This window comes from Paenibacillus sp. PastF-3, assembly GCF_029893135.1.
GTDB classification, from domain to species: domain Bacteria; phylum Bacillota; class Bacilli; order Paenibacillales; family Paenibacillaceae; genus Paenibacillus_AQ; species Paenibacillus_AQ nitricinens.
On the sequence record NZ_JARXWM010000019.1, the window covers coordinates 58,727 to 78,083 of the forward strand.

The 19,357-nt window shown below is 36.4% G+C and carries 22 protein-coding genes; 20 read left to right on the plus strand and 2 right to left on the minus strand.

Features of this window, described 5'->3' with window-relative positions; all coding sequences use genetic code 11:
- Positions 1-24: 24 nt before the first annotated feature.
- Positions 25-561: a DUF3267 domain-containing protein gene (locus tag M2444_RS27375; protein WP_280788540.1), complete on the minus strand. Its 537-nt coding sequence runs from the start codon at positions 559-561 to the stop codon at positions 25-27.
- A 276-nt stretch (positions 562-837) separates the two neighbouring features.
- Here M2444_RS27375 and M2444_RS27380 point away from each other — a divergent pair, with 276 nt between their 5' ends.
- The 6 genes from M2444_RS27380 (at position 838) to M2444_RS27405 (ending at position 6,616) form a co-directional block, all read left to right on the plus strand.
- Positions 838-1,200 (plus strand): hypothetical protein, encoded by a 363-nt coding sequence (locus M2444_RS27380; RefSeq protein ID WP_280788541.1) that lies wholly within the window; start codon positions 838-840, stop codon positions 1,198-1,200.
- A 61-nt stretch (positions 1,201-1,261) separates the two neighbouring features.
- Positions 1,262-1,573, plus strand: coding sequence for a hypothetical protein (locus M2444_RS27385; protein ID WP_280788542.1), 312 nt, complete (start codon positions 1,262-1,264; stop codon positions 1,571-1,573).
- Positions 1,574-1,792: 219 nt separating this feature from the next.
- Positions 1,793-2,122, plus strand: a complete 330-nt coding sequence (locus M2444_RS27390; protein WP_280788543.1) for a hypothetical protein — start codon at positions 1,793-1,795, stop codon at positions 2,120-2,122.
- A gap of 1,227 nt (positions 2,123-3,349) precedes the next feature.
- On the plus strand, positions 3,350-4,597 hold the full coding sequence (locus M2444_RS27395) for a replication initiation protein (protein WP_280788544.1): 1,248 nt from the start codon (positions 3,350-3,352) through the stop codon (positions 4,595-4,597).
- Between the two features lie 162 nt (positions 4,598-4,759).
- Complete coding sequence (locus M2444_RS27400) at positions 4,760-5,506, plus strand: hypothetical protein (protein WP_280788545.1); 747 nt, start codon at positions 4,760-4,762, stop codon at positions 5,504-5,506.
- Between the two features lie 255 nt (positions 5,507-5,761).
- Complete coding sequence (locus M2444_RS27405; RefSeq protein WP_280788546.1) at positions 5,762-6,616, plus strand: ATP-dependent DNA ligase; 855 nt, start codon at positions 5,762-5,764, stop codon at positions 6,614-6,616.
- A 108-nt stretch (positions 6,617-6,724) separates the two neighbouring features.
- Here M2444_RS27405 and M2444_RS27410 read toward each other — a convergent pair whose 3' ends face one another.
- Positions 6,725-7,417, minus strand: coding sequence for a hypothetical protein (locus M2444_RS27410; RefSeq protein ID WP_280788547.1), 693 nt, complete (start codon positions 7,415-7,417; stop codon positions 6,725-6,727).
- 307 nt (positions 7,418-7,724) lie between these two features.
- On the opposite strand from M2444_RS27410, the gene M2444_RS27415 reads away from it, so the two are divergent.
- From M2444_RS27415 to M2444_RS27480, 14 genes are all read left to right on the plus strand, one after another.
- Positions 7,725-8,717, plus strand: a complete 993-nt coding sequence (locus M2444_RS27415) for a hypothetical protein (protein WP_280788548.1) — start codon at positions 7,725-7,727, stop codon at positions 8,715-8,717.
- A 1,025-nt stretch (positions 8,718-9,742) separates the two neighbouring features.
- The gene (locus M2444_RS27420) at positions 9,743-10,054 is read left to right on the plus strand and encodes a hypothetical protein (protein ID WP_280788549.1); all 312 of its coding nucleotides are present in this window, start codon (positions 9,743-9,745) and stop codon (positions 10,052-10,054) included.
- 57 nt (positions 10,055-10,111) lie between these two features.
- Positions 10,112-10,489: a PadR family transcriptional regulator gene (locus M2444_RS27425; protein ID WP_280788550.1), complete on the plus strand. Its 378-nt coding sequence runs from the start codon at positions 10,112-10,114 to the stop codon at positions 10,487-10,489.
- A gap of 17 nt (positions 10,490-10,506) precedes the next feature.
- On the plus strand, positions 10,507-11,184 hold the full coding sequence (locus M2444_RS27430) for a hypothetical protein (protein ID WP_280788551.1): 678 nt from the start codon (positions 10,507-10,509) through the stop codon (positions 11,182-11,184).
- Between the two features lie 967 nt (positions 11,185-12,151).
- Positions 12,152-12,532, plus strand: a complete 381-nt coding sequence (locus M2444_RS27435; RefSeq protein ID WP_280788552.1) for a hypothetical protein — start codon at positions 12,152-12,154, stop codon at positions 12,530-12,532.
- A 29-nt stretch (positions 12,533-12,561) separates the two neighbouring features.
- Positions 12,562-12,720, plus strand: a complete 159-nt coding sequence (locus M2444_RS27440) for a hypothetical protein (RefSeq protein WP_280788553.1) — start codon at positions 12,562-12,564, stop codon at positions 12,718-12,720.
- 191 nt (positions 12,721-12,911) lie between these two features.
- Positions 12,912-13,391 carry a hypothetical protein gene (locus M2444_RS27445; protein WP_280788554.1) on the plus strand — a complete coding sequence of 160 codons (480 nt, stop codon included), beginning with the start codon at positions 12,912-12,914 and terminating at the stop codon, positions 13,389-13,391.
- Positions 13,392-13,420: 29 nt separating this feature from the next.
- Entirely contained in the window at positions 13,421-13,684 is a 264-nt protein-coding gene (locus M2444_RS27450; protein WP_280788555.1) for a hypothetical protein, read from the plus strand.
- The gene (locus M2444_RS27455) at positions 13,681-13,935 is read left to right on the plus strand and encodes a hypothetical protein (RefSeq protein WP_280788556.1); all 255 of its coding nucleotides are present in this window, start codon (positions 13,681-13,683) and stop codon (positions 13,933-13,935) included. The genes M2444_RS27450 and M2444_RS27455 overlap by 4 nt, the downstream gene beginning before the upstream one ends.
- A 68-nt stretch (positions 13,936-14,003) precedes the next feature.
- Positions 14,004-14,198 carry a hypothetical protein gene (locus M2444_RS27460; protein WP_280788557.1) on the plus strand — a complete coding sequence of 65 codons (195 nt, stop codon included), beginning with the start codon at positions 14,004-14,006 and terminating at the stop codon, positions 14,196-14,198.
- Positions 14,199-14,829: 631 nt separating this feature from the next.
- The gene (locus M2444_RS27465; protein WP_280788558.1) at positions 14,830-15,117 is read left to right on the plus strand and encodes a hypothetical protein; all 288 of its coding nucleotides are present in this window, start codon (positions 14,830-14,832) and stop codon (positions 15,115-15,117) included.
- 650 nt (positions 15,118-15,767) lie between these two features.
- Positions 15,768-16,391: a hypothetical protein gene (locus tag M2444_RS27470; protein WP_280788559.1), complete on the plus strand. Its 624-nt coding sequence runs from the start codon at positions 15,768-15,770 to the stop codon at positions 16,389-16,391.
- Between the two features lie 372 nt (positions 16,392-16,763).
- Positions 16,764-16,973, plus strand: a complete 210-nt coding sequence (locus M2444_RS27475; protein ID WP_280788560.1) for a hypothetical protein — start codon at positions 16,764-16,766, stop codon at positions 16,971-16,973.
- A 425-nt stretch (positions 16,974-17,398) separates the two neighbouring features.
- A complete protein-coding gene (locus M2444_RS27480; protein ID WP_280788561.1) occupies positions 17,399-19,345 on the plus strand; it encodes an ATP-dependent DNA helicase in 1,947 nt (648 codons plus the stop codon).
- The last annotated feature ends 12 nt before the right edge of the window (positions 19,346-19,357 follow it).

Genomic DNA, 19,357 nt, shown 5'->3' on the forward strand with positions numbered 1-19,357 from the left:
TAATGGCAGCGTAACGCTTGATTACTAATCCTCATGAAAATGAAAATACACATGATCATCATCATCAGTGACATAAGAAATTTGATTCCAATGTTTTAGCGAAATATAAAAAGAGTATAAATCACTATTGCAACCTGCGGCATGTGAAGCAAGGATGAATGAAGCAAAGATCCCTTCATAGCCTGGAGAATAAAACGTAATGAGCGCTAGAAATAATGATATCCATATGAACGGAGATATAATCTGACAGGTATATCTTAGTTTGGATACTTTCCCGTCAAAAGTAACTGATTTATAACGGAATGTAATATTTCCTGATTCATTACCTCTTTTAAGTAGAACCCAGTGTATACTTTCATGAAATAGAGGGAGAACAATGAAGAGCAAAATAAAGAAAACAATTGTTTGCAAATTGATGTTATCAAAATCTATAAGCCGTTCGCAAAAATCATTAAGTCCCATTACAACCAAAGTCATAAATAACATAAGTATTATTGAAGCTACTCCTATCTTAAAATAGATAGCTTTTGTCCGTTTTTCTTTTTGATTGATAGTATACATAAATTTATCTCTCCTCTATAGGACTTGTATTAGGGAACTTGTCCTTTATTGAATATTCTAGGCTATCTAATTTTAAATGCTATATGTGATCGGTTTAAGTAGGTTCTATCCTACGATTTCAAATCTGCAATGGTTAATATTGTTTATTTTCGTTATGAATATAAGATAATTTCTTATATATATTCGTATAATTTTTACGTGAATAAAATATTTTGAGTTTTAGAACTTCCGTTATATGATAATCTCAACAGACAGAATAATGGAGGTTTTATCCAAATGGTAATGAAACAGAAAATATACCCGACGTGCCGTTTATGTGACAAGCTTAATGCAGAAATGACTCATTGTGCGATCTATGGTTCGCTTGCTCCAGAGAATATTGATAATACTGCTCTTGCTGGAGCTTGTTCTCTTTCTGGTGAGTATGTACGATTGCTTCATGCTTCGCCTAATGAATACAATTATGGTCGTTTACCAGGTGGTAAATCAGTAGATGAGGAAGAGGATAGACAGTTATTTATTTTTGATAAGAAAGATGAAACTGATAAATTTATAGAGAAACATGGGATTACTTTGGAACAATGGGCAAACTCTTTTTTTATAAAAAGATCTATTTCTAAGAATGAAACTGAGAATTAATAACCAACCAATTATATTATATAAATAATATAATAATATATATAATATTATGGGAGGCTAAATGATGTATGAGGAACCAGAAACTAAACTTATGTTTGATGGAAACCATCTATTTTCAGTGTATTCTCATGAGATATCCGTTGGAATAAATGGGAAAACAGTCATTGAAATTGGTGATGCTATTGAAAGAAAACTATGGGATTTATCAGTGTCACGATTAGTGAGTTTAAAAGAGTTTTTAAAAAATGATAGCTCATTTAATGCTGAAGATAAAATTCAATTTAAGGTGATCCAAACCATTAATAAAGTGTTAGTTCAGAGAGAATTTATGAGAAAAAATTATCAGTTGAGATCAGCATTATTACCTGAATGAAATGTTCTTTTGAAGCTTAGTGAGTGAGATATTTGTTAATCTAAAACTGGATATCGATAGTTTAGGAGCAACTACTGAGCAATTACGTGCACATTGTCTCTCTTGTATGGGTTACCATGTAGAGTTAAGACAAGGACTGAATGAGAACGTTGTAAATCAGCATTGAGAAGAATATTCTGATTATAAATTTAGTGCTACCTACGGGAGGGAGATTGAGAAATGGCAATCAGTGTAATAATAAAAAATCCGCAGAATGATTTTGAAAGTAAATTTTACATACAAGTTGCTTATCTATCTTTTTTTGAAAGATGCTGGTTACCCGGCATTAAAGCACTAGATTTGCGGCGGATTGGACTTTTTGAATTAGGAGTTGAGGTAACTGAAGGAAACTTACCTATCATTCTTGATGAACTAAATCATTTAAAGAAATGGGCAGCTATTAATTTAAATGATGCTGATAAAGAATATTTCTTTGAGAATGTAGATCCTCTTGCGGAAGAACTACCTACTGCATTTCAACGTAAGGGTGCAGTTGTTTATATCGGATAGTTATTTGCATGCTGAGGATACCGGTTTTTACTGAGTCTATCATATCAACCAAAACAAACCTTAAGGTAGATGATGTGTTCTAAAGCGCTTTTTGCTATGTTGCTTTTTGGGTCATTATAGGTAAGATTTACTATTTATGAAGTTTTTCATTGTTCTTAATTAGAGTTTAGGAGAATAAAGTATAGAGAAGGTTTCAATTATGGATTTTTTTGATGATGATTCTCTTAATCTCTTAAGTGATATACGTAATTATTTATTAATGTGTTTATAGTCTTTTATTTTATTAATATGTTTATTGTTTTAAGAGAGGATAATGCTAGATGGCGTAAGGGATAAATATAGATAAGTGCCACTAAAAAGGGAGTTAAATGCCACATCAAAGGGAGTCAATGACCACAAAGATAGGAGTATAAGGTATCACATGAAGGGGAGTCTAATGCCACATGAAAGGGAGTATAGGTGCCACTTACAAGGGAGTTATTATAAGATCAGTTGTACATCGTTTAGTTAATCCCTTTTTTGTGGCATTTGGCACTGTGGCTGTCCTAAAAATCAGAGGTGAATTTCATGGATTTGAGTGAAATCTCCTCTGATTTACATCCGAAATAAGTCTGTTCTAAGAGCATTTTAGCCTAAGTGCCACATAAAAAGGAGTGTTTATTAAGATAGCAATAAAAAAGTTACTATAGTACTCCCATAAGTGAGGCTTTTAGTTAGATTGCCACACTTACGGGAGTAACAATCGATTATATGCCACTTTTAACGTCAATTGACTCCTTTTAATGTGGCCTTTAGTTAAAATGCCACACTTACGGGAGTAACAATCGATTATATGCCACTTTTAACGTCAATTGACTCCTTTTCATGTGGCACTTAGTTAAAATGCCACACTTACGGGAGTGAACAATCAATTATGTGCCACTTTTAACGTCAATTGACTCCTTTTAATGTGGCACTTTAGTTAAAATGCCACACTTACGGGAGTGAACAATCAATTATGTGCCACTTTTAACGTCATTTGACTCCTTTTCATGTGGCACTTTAATAAAAACACCATCAAATTAGCTGTTTTGAGTACTCAGGCTCCTTATAATGTGGCATTAATTAGAGTTACAGCTCTGATAGTGGGTAATATTCAAGAAAAAAATGCCACATAGAAGGGAGTAGATAATACATTCAAGGTACAATACAATCTATATATTAAATAAAGTTTAGTGAGGGTAACGCATGATAGAGAAAGAGCAGTTAGAGTTCGATTTCGAACATGATGCCATCTCGGATCATTACATCGTTTCGGAATCTAATGCATTAATTGAGGCCAGGACTAATCTCACACTATACGAAGAGAGACTAATATACATACTAGCATCTAGGATTCATCCAGATGATACACAATTTAAGACTCATTTTTTCAAGGTTAAGGATATTGCTGAGAAGCTAGACCTTACTGAAAAGAATTTCTATAAACGCGTTCGTGATATTGTTGAGGGTTTACAGGATAAAAAGGTGATAATTGAAGAAAAGAGCATGCAATCCACTCTGTCAGCACATTGGTTAGCAGCAGCAAGGTACTATCATGGTAAAGGTACGATAGAGCTTGAGTTTTCTTCAATGCTACGCCCTTATTTACTACAGCTCCAGCAAAACTTTACGAAGTTTAAAATGTGGAATGTGCTTTATTTGAAGAGCTTTTACTCTTCCAAGTTGTACAAGCTACTTAAACAGTATCTCCCGCTCCAAAAGAGAAGATTTACGCTGGAACAGTTACGGGATATGCTTGAGCTGGAAGAAGGTAAGTATGTGAAATACAGTCATTTGAAAAATCGTATTTTACTATCCTCTCAAATGGAACTAGAAGCTAAGACAGATATAAAATTTACGTTCGAAGAGATCAAAAAAGGTGCTAAGGTGGTTGGTATCGTGTTTCATATCTTCCCGAACCCTCGTGGAGGACGTGAAGGATTAAATGATGCGGAATATATCGCGCGAGAAGATCTCATCGCTTTGTTAGCCCGTTTTGAAATTAATAAAAAGACAGCTAAAGAGCTGATCCATAAGTATGGTGAAGTACTTATACGTGAGAACGTACAGTATGTATACGATAAAAAACGTAATATGGATGTAAGTAATATAGCCGGCTACATAATAAGAGCAATTGAAGATAACTACGCGGATACTAAGCGTGAGTATGATCCGGAAGATGAAGATGATAAAACCACTTCGCTGAAATGGTTAAATGATAGGATCGGCAAATCGATTTTCTTTTATGAGCAGTGTATTCGAGAGGAAATCACAACGAAAGCTGAAGGTATGCTTTCCATGAAACAAAAAATCATGGAAGACATTGTGGCCACCTCAGATCGGCGCTCCATGAACAATAAAAGACCTTTGCAGATCGAAGACTTCACAGATGGCAAGGCAAAAGAGGTATTTAAATATGTAGAATCAGAAAAGGAAGAACAAATATTACTTTAGAGTCCCTACCGTTGTGGTAGGGTCTTTTTTAAGGAAATCAATATAGAGGTTAAATGAATATAAACTAGTAGACTGAGTTAATTGTAGTATTTGAATGGGAATAGCATTTGGCTAACTGGCAGTTAAACTCGTGGGATAAGATGATTTAATTGGAGGTTTCGTATGGAATCAATATTAGATGTAGATGTTGAGCTTGTGTATGTAGATGTTAAGAATCCTGCTCGAAAAGAATATGTATTAAGAGGACCTCGAGGAGAAGTTGGGCTTAGGATAGCCATAGAAGGAGCTAAACGTCAGCTAAACATGGTAGGGGTGAACTGGGGTGAGGGTTGGAAACAAACATGGGATGGCGACGAGGAACTAAAGGACTTGGTTCTGAATTACACAGGGGCGACGTTTAATAGTTCACGCATAGATTTTTTCCGTAAGATCTATCAGATGCAGTTGTTCTCTGAACCCAAGATCACCCAGCAAGGCGAAAACGAGACTTTTACGTTTGAAGGTCCCACGGATACGACGGTCGTGACGAAAAGGCGGCGTGAGCAGCCAGGACTTCGCAAATATTTGTTAGGCAGAGGGGAACTGGAGGCATGTGCTATTTGTGGTACCTCGCTACCACCTGAGTTTCTTATTGTAGCTCATATCAAAAAACGGTCCAAAGCTAGCGATGAGGAACGCAAGGATGAAAATATTGTACTCCCTATGTGCAAATTCGGGTGTGATGCGCTATTTGAACATGGCTGGATAGGAGTTGAAAACGGTAACGTGGTGCCCATCCGAAGAGACGGAACAGACTGGTTGGTTAATAAAATATCCGAGCTATTAGGGAAACGGGTTCCCTCATGGAACGGTCCTGCCCAGGTATATTTTCGCTGGCATGCGATTCACCATCGGAGAACAATAGACTAATAATGACAACAGTCGAGGCTGCACGTATATGTATGGCAGCCTCTTTAATCTATAGGGCAGGGTAGTTGAATCTGTACGAATACATATAAGCTCGGGGTAATGTGGTTTACATTTCTTTATCTAGGGTTTATACATTGAACCTGCAACGTATAAGCGGCTACCTAGACCATTATTTTATGATGTTTAATGATGATTACCACCATCTACCGATATCAATCACTCATAGAGTTTGTTACGCTATAATGGGTGATGATAATGTTTACTGATCCAATGTTGCTAGATGAAGTGGATGTTCCATTTGAATCAGATCTTCATATAGCAGAACTAAAAATAGATGGTATACGCGGTATTGTTGGCAAAGAGAGCAGAACGAGAATATATAGCCGGCATCATAATGAAATAACCTCTCGAGTTGATGAGATCACTGAAGCTGCGACAGCTGCAATTGAATTTGGAACCAAACTAGATGGTGAGATCGTTGTTTGTGATACTAGTACGGGAAAACCTGACTTTGCATCCACAATGGCGCGGTTTCAGTCTACACGGCAAAAGAAGATTACACCTGGATTGTGCTTTGTGGCCTTTGATATATTGTCATACAAGGGGAAAGATACGACCGCTTTACCACTAATGCAGCGTAAAGCACTGCTTGATGAAGCGGTGAAGGAGAATGAGTTCATTAAACGCATCCGATATGTAGAGCAAGGTTTTATTCCTCTCTATGAAAAGTGCCGCGAGCAAGAACTGGAGGGCATCGTGCTAAAGCGTAGAGATAGTCTCTATTATAAGGGACAAAGACCTCGGGGGATTTGGCAACGCGTCGTTGTATATAATAGAGAAGAATGCTTTGTCACGGGTTATTCAAAGAAAACACATGCTTGGTCTATAGGCGTCGAGCGCGGTGGTAAGATCATCCCAGTTGGTCTATTAGAGTACGGCCTTAACACACCGATCGGGAAAGCAACTTTTCCATTTCTAAAGAAGGCGGTTATTCGAGAAACTAAGGATTTTGTTTATGTAGAGCCATTTGTGAAGATAGAAGTTCGCTTTCGTCACTGGACAAAGGCTGGGAAGCTGAGATTGCCGGTCCTGGAACGGGTAATTGTATGATGATTCTAAGGTTAATGACCTTATAAATGAATCTTTCGGTAGATAATTATTTAAATCAATAAAAAAACAGTAGAATGCTTATTCTTAATAGGGCATTCTACTGCTTTTTTATTTTATATGACGTTTTTTTTCTCTCCTACGTTCCCGTTTTAACATCTGATCGGGATCATAGGATCCCTTTTGTTTTTGATAATGACCTAAACTAGCTATGTAAGCTAGAGTTATAACGAGAAACGGTAGAATAGCCCAAGCTGAAACAGTTGCAAGCACACCAGGAAAATATTGCGTTGCTGAGTAAAGTAATACTAAATCGAATAGCATTTTGCAAATTAGCGATGGGGTCATTTTCTCTTGAAGCTGCTTATCATGCTTATTATGTTTGTATAAAATTTGAATGAATTTCATGGATAACAGAAGGTATACGATCTGGATATATCCACTAGTTTGTAACCAATACATAACCGTATTACAAATCTCAACTGTTTTTAGAATGATTGGAAATGTGCTTTGTAGCACATGAGGTGCTGCACCTAATTTATGAATTGGAGCTTCTATCCAGGAAACAATCAATGGGATGAGCATAAATGGAGAGAAAGCAAAACGTATCTTGTCTAAGTAGAGCTTTTTATCCCATTTAGCAATGCTGAATAACTTATCCAAAATCTTAGTGAGGCTCTCTCTTATTTTTAAGAGCTCAATTCCTATTGGGGGGACGGGTGGAGGTCCACTCTCTAGTACAGGGATATTCTTGGTTCTTTTATGTTTTTTTCTTTGTTTTTTACTAGGTTTATTTTTGCTCATAGGCAACCTCTTTCTTCTCTAGAAATGATGAAGTTCTATGATGTTATATCCATTACAAATCTATACGATTTTATAGCTTAGTCGTTCCTGGATAAGGTGGACTATTTTGAGCTTTAATAGAAAAATAAATCACCAACCGAATTTTAATAGGCTGGGAACGACATTAACTTACGGGAGGATACAATATCATTCCTCTATTTATTCAGCATGTGGTAATATTTGATGAGATTAAGAAGGATGCTAGGAAATTTTCTTAGTCTTTCCTACTCTTTAGGGGATTTAAAGTGGATAAATACTAGGAGGACACATGAATAAAACATTTAGGCTTAAGGTACTGGCGTTTTGTATTTTAATTAGTATCTTTTCAGTGGGTTTAAACGTCAATGCAGCAACGGAAAGCGATTTTGTTACGAACGATCAATTGCAAAACAGTTTGGAAAAACTCAAGATGGACATGGCCACAAAAGAAGAACTTCAGACAATGGGTCAGCTACCAGGGGATACACTTACGAAGGAAGAAATCACCCAGCAATTAATAGATACTCAAAAATCAAGAATAGCTATTCTTGAAGGAAATATTAATGCTCTATTGTCGTTGCTTGCTGTTATTGTTGCTGGACTTACATTATTCGGTGGTATATTTGTCTGGATTTCCAAAAAGACTTTTTCATCTAAAGTGGAAGAGGTGGAGTTACGGCTCAATCAAATGAAGCAGCTTCATAATGAATCAATAACGAAAATCGAAACCGTAAGAGAACTTAACAGCAATCTTAATGTGGCAATTCGTGAAGCACAAGATTTGCACATCACCTTAAGTAAAAGCAAGAGAGCCTTTGACGAGGAAGCCGAAGGAATAAAGCAATTAAGGAATTATGTTGGGTTTTTAGAGCTCAAAGCATCGCGGCCAGAAATTATCCGTATATTTGAGAATAATGTAAATCAATCTAATAAGTTTATTTTCGAACTTGTATACTGGCTTGAGGGTACAGTTCCGCTCGCTAGATCCGTGCTTCTAAAGGCGACAAGCGTTTTAGGGGAGAACCTCACAAAGGCTGACGAAAAAATCCAAGATAAGCTCAGTTTCTATGAAAAATCATTAAAAGAAAATGAGGATAAATTTTGGGAACATGCAGCGAATCCCTTGAATTGGGAAGATTACGAGGAAATAGATATAGACGATTTTGAAGATCCTCTTAATGGAATTTTAAATGATTGGGAGGAATACAATAAGGTTATTAAAAAGTTGCATGATATTATCAAGGCTGAGATCAAAATGAACCATAAAAAATACATAATATAGAACTAAGTGGGGAATTTTCCATACAACCGCTGATCTGATCCTTTAACCAAACTTGAATTGTTAAAACCAGGGTAGTCTAGGACTTGATTTTCCAGACCATTGCCCTGGTTTTATTATTGGAACATCTAGTACTTTCATTTCGAATCTTACGATTTAACCATTCAGAATTCTGCGTAAGATCAACAATTCGTAACTAATCATAACTAATCATAACTACATACGTATCCAGGTCTAATCTCTTTATAAAAAAAGGACCTCGAACATAGATTTTCACTAAAACCGCGTGTTCTAAACATACGTGTTTACACGCATGCCATCCCCAGCGTCCAGCTCCTACGAGCTTGATCCCTGCATTTCTACTTCTTTCACTGATTGTTTGCTACTATTTTGTTCGTTCGATACGGCTGCTTAGCTACATCGATAATTCTATTTATGTGTATTGTCCCTTTGGGACACTGCACGTAAGCATATTCACGAATCTATCCAGGAAAGACTATGATTCCTATGTCTATTTCTGAACCCATTTCTTCAACATAGCCGATAATAAACTCCTGCAGGTGTAACCTGCATTTTTGGATCTTTTGGGTTTACCTTTTAACCCGATTTTTGCCTTCCGCGCCGCCCCGCCCCCCAAACCATCTAAAATTGTAACTTGATCCGGATTTAGTAGTAGAGTTGAACTTTTCGACTGGATACGTAGATAGCAAAAGAATAAACACGGATATAGATGTAGAGTTGAATTCTGTTACTAAGTGGAGTCTAAGTACGGAGAGTGTTGAAGTGCGGTATAAAGGGAGGAGATACAGATAAAGAGGGGAATGATGCGGCTAAATAATGTGAATACGTGCTAACACGTATGTTAAAATCACGCGTGTTATGGTATAATTAGGAGTATAAGGAATTCTCTTTGAGGGGTTGTAACTCTGTGCTAGGAGCGGGATTTAGCTCTCCCCCATCGGGCGAGTTACTGTAGGGAAAAGATATTAAGATGTTACAGACTGGATGGTGATCGCATGAAAAGGCAAATGCCTTGGATACTTAAAGGTCATGTTACTTGGGTTCGTGATCAACTACTGAGAAAGTATTCCATAGATCAACTGAATAACGATGATGTTTGGTATTTCGAAGTCATAGAGGCTCCTGAGATTCACTTTAGAGGAATTAGTGAAACTGATATTGCACTAATGTATGACTACTTCTCACCATCAGCCTTAGAGATTCATGAGATTCAGCAGAAGTACGGTAATCAAAATGACTTTACTGTTGTTCTTGCCAATCTGATTGATTTATACCAGAAAGCTTTCCAAAATGCTATGAACAAACTAAAAGTAGTTTAATACTTCATTTATTTTTCCATAAGCATAGCGATTGGATTATAGAAAGGATACAGACAAATGAGAAATACAGATAAGGTTGAAAAAGAGTCTACGCTTGGTTCAGTCGTTAAAGTTCAGCAAGTCATTGATTTCATGGTTCTGGCTGAGCTGCAGAAGGGCGAGCGTTATGGTAAACAAATTGACCAAGTTATTATTCAGGCGCTTGATGGCGTAGGCGTGAACGATTCCTACCTGTCACAGCGATTGAAGAAGTTAGCCGAAAAAGGGCATGCCACTAGTAGATGGGAAAACGATAACCGCTATAACCGCTACTATGAGATCACACCTTCCGGAGAAGAGTATTTTCAGCAGCTGCTACGAGAGTTACCGGAAAAAGTAAACATGGCCATCCAGGTATATGAACGGTTCTCTAAAATCATGAAAAAATATGACTAATAGAAAGGTATGAGAGGATGGATAACTATCAGGAGATCATAGCTTCGCTGAAGCAGCGCTTTCCGGAAGGGACAGTAACACACAGAAAAGATAAGAAGGGGGTTTATATCCCCAACCAGGTCTATACAGATCGACTTGAGACTGCAACAGGCAGTGAGTGGGATAAGGAGATTAAGGAGCTCGATATTAGTGTGCCACACCGCTATGTAAAGGCGATCGTACAGATCCGTATCGGACCCTATACTCGTGATGGCTACGGAGTATCGATTATGAATGGAGATCCTGCTGCCGAGCCCAAGTTAATACGTACAGCGGTCGATCAGGCAGTCAATGAAGCTTTCATCGATGCGATTGATACTTATGAGATGGGATGGAAGGATCTCGCCCCCTACAAGCTTGAGGACTGGGCAGGGAACCCAGCGCTTGTACATTTACTACAGAGTGGACCACCTGCAGGAGTGGAGGATGGAGCCGCTCCAATGCAATCATTTGCGGTCTCTAACCATAAATGCCTGAAGTGTAAAGCGAACCTGACTAATGCCGAGTGGGAGCTGCTAGGAAGGATTCCGAATTTAAACCGCGAATCAATGGTATATTGCTTCGAAGATATACCGGCACATTTGAAACGCAAACTTCCGGAGCAAGTTTTGACTGACTTTGAAGATAAGCGAAACAATGAAAGGAGATCGATATGATATCTTCTTTACTCATATTATTAGCCTACTGTTTTTTTGCTACTAGTTTTTTCATACTTATCGTGGAAATATTTGATCATAAAGAAAAAAAGATATATATTTTCGTATTTTGTATATTGTTGTTTCTTATCGGATTAATTATTAGAAATTATGCATTGTCATGATACTTACCAATGGGAGCTAAAGAGTCTTAACTACCCATATTACTTAATTAATATATTATTATATTAGTATTTATGAGTGCAGATGTGTTATGAACGGTTCCCGCTCCTTTCACATCAACTGTAGAGTGGCCATCCTCTCGGCAATGGAAAAAGTCGATCAATAATTCGTTTGGTACTAATCATAAATACCAGCAGTGTGTAAGGCGGCAAAGTAAGATGCCAAGAAGTAACCCGAATCTAATACACGAATCTTTGGTATATTGCTTCGAACATATACCGGCATTTAAAACACAAACTTCTGCAGCAAATTTTGACTGTCTTTGAAGAAAAGCGAAATAGAGATTAAGAAATATTAGAAGTCTGAGTATCCGGGAGGAACTGATTTCTGGAGCTAGATCATCAATGTATAGGGATAATTCGTGGTAGAACTCCTGGAGCTGAAGACTTGATGAATCAAAAAGAATAATCCGGTACATTCGGAGTGGAGGTATAAGATGAAAGTTTCAATTATAAAAACAGAATATGGAATTGGTAATTAGTACATTGATTTTAGTAATGATGCAGTCAAACGTCTGTACGAGTCAGAAGACGTTGAAATTATATTCTACTAGGTAAGAAGACATATTGAATAGAGAGGATGTAACTATTATATGGCTTTAATAACGTGGCTTTTTACTCCGATTGGAATTTCTGTGATTGGCTCGCTCGCTGCAATTACTTTTGCTATCAATAAAATATGGGGCAGATCTGACAAAGATACAAATTGAATAGCGTGAGTGTATTAGAAAGGAGATGTTTCGGTATTGGGATATAGTATTGAGTGCTTTAAAAGCTTCAATGTAACTGAGGAATTTGGTGACTATATTTTTGAGAAATTAGGATATGAACCAGGGAATTATATCTACCCTTCCTCATTAAGTAAGCTTTATAAATTGTTTTCAAGTCAAGGAATTGAAGTTGATTTTGTTCCTACATTTGGAGAGCAATACTATTTTGATTGCTTAACGAAAGAACAAACAGAGTATATTATTACAAAGTTGAAGGAACCCACTGAATGTCTTCGGATTGTAGAGAAGAAAAACTTATTGCAGCTGGTGAAAAATGAATTGCCTGATTGTCTGCTTTCATTCGAGCATCTGATTAAAAGGTGGGAATCTGGATTCTATGTGATAGAAACATATTGAATAAATCGGTTCATAAAGGAGTAATCGTAATGATCAATGAAAACCACCCTGAAGGTCGTAGATATAAGCAAACTTTAGATGAATTTAACGCTAAATTGGTGCCATTATTAGATATAAGCGAAAACGAAATATCGGGTAAAATAAAGCTTCATGAAGCTCGTGGATCGGTGAAGGTTCAGGTAAGTTAATACTCAATTCAGGGAAAGAATTTAAATTCTACTTAGAAGAAGATGGAGAAATAATATGTGATGATGAAATAACATCACTTTCATCACATCTTAAAAAAGTCATTTTATTATTCAGAAAACGTGAAACTGCTCTCGATAAAATTATGTTCCCTGGGAGTTATGAAACAAAATGAATAGGAGAGTGTATTGAGATGGCCAAATTACCACGTATCTTCTTTAAAAAAGATAAGGATATGGTTAAGAATAGTAATCTAATAATTGGCCCTTCTGGATCGGGTAGAACATACAATTGGGTAATTGAGAGGGAAGAATTAAAATCATTTGCAAATTCATTATTAAATGCAGGTGATGTTTATTATGTAGATCTAACAGAAAAACCAAACAAATTTTTAGGTCTCAATCCAAAGTGTCATACTTATCAGGATATTCCAGATTTTAATGCCATATTAGAAATTATTAAGAGTCTATACGATGATAGAATAAAACTTTATGATGAGGGCGCGTCTTGCGAAGGGCTTCCATTCATAAATCTAATCGTTTACGAAAAAAATCAACTCCCTGAAAAATCGCTTCATAATTTACAAGCTCTAATGGACTACACATTAGAAAAGCAGCGGATCGCTAAGTTGGTTTTTGTACTTCATGATTCTGTCTGTTCCACAACATATTGAATGCAAGCGTACAAAGGGAGGGGAACCTATTGATTATAGTTATATACAAAATCACAAGGAATGAAATCGATTCCGAAGGGCAAATAGAAATAGCAGATGATGAAATGATAGGCTTGAATGAGCAAGAAAAATTTGAAGAAAAATATACATGGATACATTTCAAAGAAAAGTATTGGGACCGACTAGAAATATTAGATGAGCTTCATGTTCCAGGTAGCGGAGGATTGAGATCTGAAATCCTCTATGACTCTGAAATGATAATGAAACAAAATGAACATGGAGTGTTCATATGAAAGAATGGCTCTATGAGCTGCTTGAAAAATTGACAGGTAAGCACTATCACATTTTTGACAAACCATCACAAATAGAATACCTGGATGGAACCCATTTTTTTCATTGCCGTTGCGGAGCGATGGCAAAAATAAAAAGAATACAAGTCGTAACAATGTGGTGTCCACGCTGTCAAGTTTGGACGAATGAATATAATCGATTCAGTCAACATGATTGCGGAACTAATGTTCTTTCAACTAAAGACGGAGAATAGTTAAATCACGACTATGAGGGCAATGATCTTCAATGAATATATTCGTTCATAGGAAGGGTGTTTAATACGTGGAAAAAAGACCTGTAAAAATCAAAGATTCAAAAGATGTGAACTTTGATAAAGAAGGCGTTACGGTAAAGCAGGTTCATTCTGACAGAAAAGATCAGCAAAAATTTACTGTGTTGTTTAATCACTCAGGTGAGCCGGAATTAAAAGATTACTACGAAGATCAATTTGATGTTATAGGCAACGTAACATATTGAATAAAATCGTTCAGTTGGTTTTTGTACTTCATGATTCTGTCTGTTCCACAACATATTGAATGCAAGCGTACAAAGGGAGGCTTATATGAAAAAAGTTTCAAAAACAGTGTATTTAGATGTATTTTTAACAATATTCTTTTTTACCAGCGGTTCATATCTCTTATATAGTGAAAAATATTTAGCGGGCATAATTGGGTCTGTTTTAGGGGGGGATACATTCTGATTACATTTATGAAAGTGACTCGTCGCATCCCAATTACTGGGAATAAGGATACAGAATGAATATTAAGTTGTATGGAGGTGTTAGATCCACATGTTTAATTACTTCAGGAACAGAAAGATTCGCAATATTTTCAGTCGGTTTCCTAGTATTGATTACACTGATAAACGTTGGCTGATTAAGGATTTAAAAGTCAGAGAGGATCGACTACGCTCTACCTTACATCTACATAGATCGATTGAAAGTAGTTTAATAGCTGATCGAATTGTGCTTATTGATCAAGCTATAAATATTCTGGTGTCGGATAATTATAAAGATAACCTAGAGGAATGCATGACAATTCGAATGGTTTATGAATCAATTTTGAAATGAACACCGTCTGAATATTAAGTTGTATGGAGGTAGATATGAATGAGTTATATTCGTAATATTCTCAATTCCTTAATAATATTCCCCCAGAGCAAAGAAGCTCGTGAACAGTTAAAACGACTTAGAGTGAGAGACGTGCTTAATCAGAGCACGCCTGATGATCTGAGAGAATGGGAAAGTAATTTGAAAATCCTTAATAATTCTAAACTGATTTTTGAAACTACAAAAATGTTACATGAAAAATTAAATGATGCATTTCTTCTATACCTTAAAAAGCATTATCCAGTTGACGAACGTCTGGTGAAATTACAAAATATCAAATTGTATTAAGAGGGATGATGGTGCGTGTATTTACAGCAGACAGTTTAAGGCATTTTTACCTTGAGGATATAAAAATGTTTGAAGAAATAACAGACCTCAATAATGATAATTGATATTTAGAAAAAGAGAAAGATAAAGCTCTCAAAAACTTAGAACTAACTTGTGAAAAAACCTTCTTTTCGTTTTTTTCACAAGAAATGAGCGAAAACCATTGAAAATTGCAACAAATATCTGATAGAGTACGTAATCCATTTATAGTCAGAACTTTAGCGTCAAACGAAATAAGCCATTGGGAGGGTGTTACATAATGTTAAATCGATTTGCAACTAAATGGATTAGTATATTTGCTTTTGCACTAATGCTATTAATTCTTATCTCAGTATGGATGAATTGGTTTCTTCCGTTGTCCTTTATTGGAAGATCCCTGATCTCACTGGAGGCTTTTGTGATTATTATTGTTTTAATTGATCTTGCACTAAAAAAATCAAAACACATTTAAACATCACTGATATTTCTGTTCGAGCTTTTATTGTAATTTATTCTAAAGAAGAAGCAGAAGAATTTTCTCTTTTGTTTACCTGTCTATAGAATGAGATTTAATTAAAGTTAGGCTTCTGCTTAGTTCCATACATTAAATAAAGGTGGGATTTTCAATAACATTGAATACAATCGACAAATTGGTAAGTAATGAAGGTTGGAATATTCAAAGCTGGCGATTTCGGTATGGCACAGAACTATGGGTGATTGCTTCGCCTCTTGCTGAACAGTTGGACCAAATCAGAGAAATCACAGAAGGTGCTGATATCGAAGCAATTGAACTGGCATCTTACTTTAATAACGAAGGATCATGGTTACCAGTAATTTCTGCAAAAAACATATCTGAAGGTTTAGAAATGCTAGAACAAAAGATCAAGGTATTTGAAAATATTGAAGAATGGAAACAAAAAGTAGTGGGTACGTTCTCAAGAATTATTGAGGTTAACGATGGGGGATACGGGCTTTCAATTGCTGTTAATGAGAAAAAAGAGAGCATTTTTTTTGCGCCTGATGGACTTAATAATCCCTTCTTCATGAGAACATACTTTGTACTAATTGAGGAAGTTGAGAAAGTCGAAACGGCTGCTTATAAAGATAGGCTAGGAATTATTGAGCGCCTTATTATTGAAGGAAGAGCAGTTGAACCCAGTTTGGAAGATTCTAAAAAAGAATATGGAATTGCTGAATTCCACCTTCGATATTCAAATAATGCGAAATATACAGCGATAAAATTGCAGACTAGATGATGTTTTTGCTTCAGATGTTTCAAAAAGTCTTAGATAATAAAAGAATAGGAGTGAATTTAAATGCCAAGTTTAAATCAATTACTTGCTCTTAAAGAAATTTTGCCGATTGTATTATTCATTGTAGTGGGAATTACGGGTGTATACTTTTCATTCAGAACAATTTCGGATGAATTCCGATACCAAAAACAATTTGGACATCTCCCTGAATTTATGCGTCCCACCAAAAGTTATTGGAGACGTCACATGTGATAAAAGATTAATAATTTCAACTCAAGATTATTCTGAGTTATTTTGGTTGATTTCCCTCTCCATTTCGTTAGTATATTAGTATTTCAATTAAATACTATATTAGAATATTAAGGAGGATTCGTTATGGAGGATTTTATTGAACGAGCTTTTGATCCTACTAGCAAACCCAAGAATTATTTCGAATTTTATGTTGGGAAACCTGGACGTGGAGGGAACAAGAGGACATTACATTCGTATGCAAAATATTGGGGGAAGGAAATTCCGAAGGAGTATAAAGATCGACAAAATGAATACTTTTACGCATCGGATGCTTCCAAAATTTTAGCTGAATAAATAAGTCGGAGAGTGATACCATGGCTTTTATTAACAAGCTTCCTGCAAAAGCATTTACAATTTATTATTTATTGATTTCAATCTGGGGTATGCTTGGAATAGTTTCTTTTCCTGAGCAATTCTTATCGTGGCCGGTTTAGTAGCTTTCATTAGATCAATAAAGCTTGGGAATAGTTTAGATCGATGGAAGTCTTTCTTAGGTTGTTGTTTATTTGGAATTTTGGCGTTTGTGTTCATGGTTTAGTGTATGGTATTATCATTAACTTTTTGAATATAGGCAGCGACTGGAGACATCATATGTGCTGAAAGAATTAGCATTGTTACTAAATAATGATGATGGTTTTCGTTGATATTTCTCACGCTTTTGTTAATATATTAATATATTACATATATATTATATTACTATATTAATTGGAGGATTCGCTGTGGAGGATTTTATTGAACGGGCTTTTGGGGCTCAAGGACATTTGTCTAAGCTAGTAAATGGATATATCCCACGAGCCCCCCAAATAATGATTACGAAAAAGGTTGGCGAATCTTTAGAAAATTCACAGCATTTAATCTGCGAAGCCGGCACCGGCACTGGTAAATCACTTGGATATTTAACTCCTGCAGCTCGCTGGGCTGTCGTTAATAAGAAAACAGTTATTGTCTGTACGCATACGATCCCTTTAATGAATCAAATCGTTAATGTGGAGCTACCAAGGGTAGTTAACATCCTTAAGATGGAGAAGTTATCACTTAAGTTCCAACATGTCAAAGGAAAGGATCATTATATCTGTAATACAAAATTAGAAACACTCTGGCAAGAAAAGTTACGCAGTAATGATTCTGAAGCTAAACTTGTACGTCAGATTTCAAAGATGGTAAAACAAGAACGGGTTGGGGATCGTGCGGCTCTAGGATTCGATGTTGAAGACAATGTGTGGAAAAAGATTAGTGCTTCCAATTGTCCAGCCATTACTAAACCAAGCAACTGCATGTTAGAAGACCTAAAAGGAAAAATGTATACCTCCCATATAATTGTTACAAATTTCGCTTACTTCTTTAATGATCTAAAAATGAGAATGAAGACGGGGAATGGTACTCTTCCAGCATATGATGCCGTCATTTTTGACGAAGCACATGAAATAGAAGATGTATGCTGCAATGTCTTCGAAAAGAAAGTAGATATCAACCGTTTTGAAATTTTATTTGAAGCAATCTTCAAACGAAGTGCATTCTCGGAACTTGATCATGGAAGTCAAATTGAGCTTGCTCAGCTTCGTCAATCTTTTCACCAGCAAATTGATGAAGTGTACGCTCAAGTAGGAAAGAAGATGAGAGATGATCAGGGGGGATTGCTTGCCTTCAAGCTCATGACAACAAAGATTGAAATTTCCGAGGTCTGTGCTACTCTAACTAGCTTCATTGAGAAAGTCAAAAGTTTAAAGGTACGAGGGATATCAGACTTAACTGAAAAACTCTTTGAAGGTAATGATGATTTAGAATTCATTAGCTCAAACGAGAAGAATTCTTGGGCATATTGGGCTACGATTCAAGGCAGAGGCAATGTCATACTCCATGCCGCTCCTCTTTACCCAAAAGTTATATTAAGTAAAGGTTTATTCGACAAGGTACCTGTAATCTTGGCGAGCGCTACCATGTCCACGAGTACTAAAGAGGGAAAAACATTCACGTTTTATGCTGGCCGACTCGGTCTTAAAGAGTATGGAACCATTATAGTAGACAGCCCATTTGAATATGAGAAGAAAACAATGATTATTTGCCCCGATGATGCACCTGACCCCAGTAGTCACGAGTATGACGAATACCTCCCACACAAAATTGAAGAAATATTACTATATAGCGGTGGCCGAATGCTTGTCTTATTCACCAGTTTCGAGAGTATGAACCGTGTTGCTCGTAGTCTCGAAGATTACTGCAGTGAACGTTCGCTTAACCTTCTAGTTCAATTCCCTGGATGCGATCGAGAGGATATCATTCATCAGTTAAAAACCAATCCACGAACAATAGTACTTGGATGTGCAAGCTTTTGGACCGGCGTAGATGTTCCTGGTGATGCATTAACAACAGTTGTAATTGCTAAACTTCCTTTTCCTCAGCCTAATGAGCCATTAATCCAAGCCCAGCTCGCCGTCATTGAAAAAGCCAAGCGCAGCAGTTTCTTTGATTATATGTTCCCTAAAATGATGGTAAAGCTTCAGCAAGGATTTGGGCGTTTAAATCGATCCATGAAGTGCCAAGGCGCTTTTATCATTCTAGATAATAGGATCTTAACCAAGAGATATGGGGGAAGAGTCATTCGTAGTCTCCCAAAGTGTCAATATTCAAGAAAATTAGAGGATATCATTCACATACTACCTTGCTAAAGAAAGGTTGTT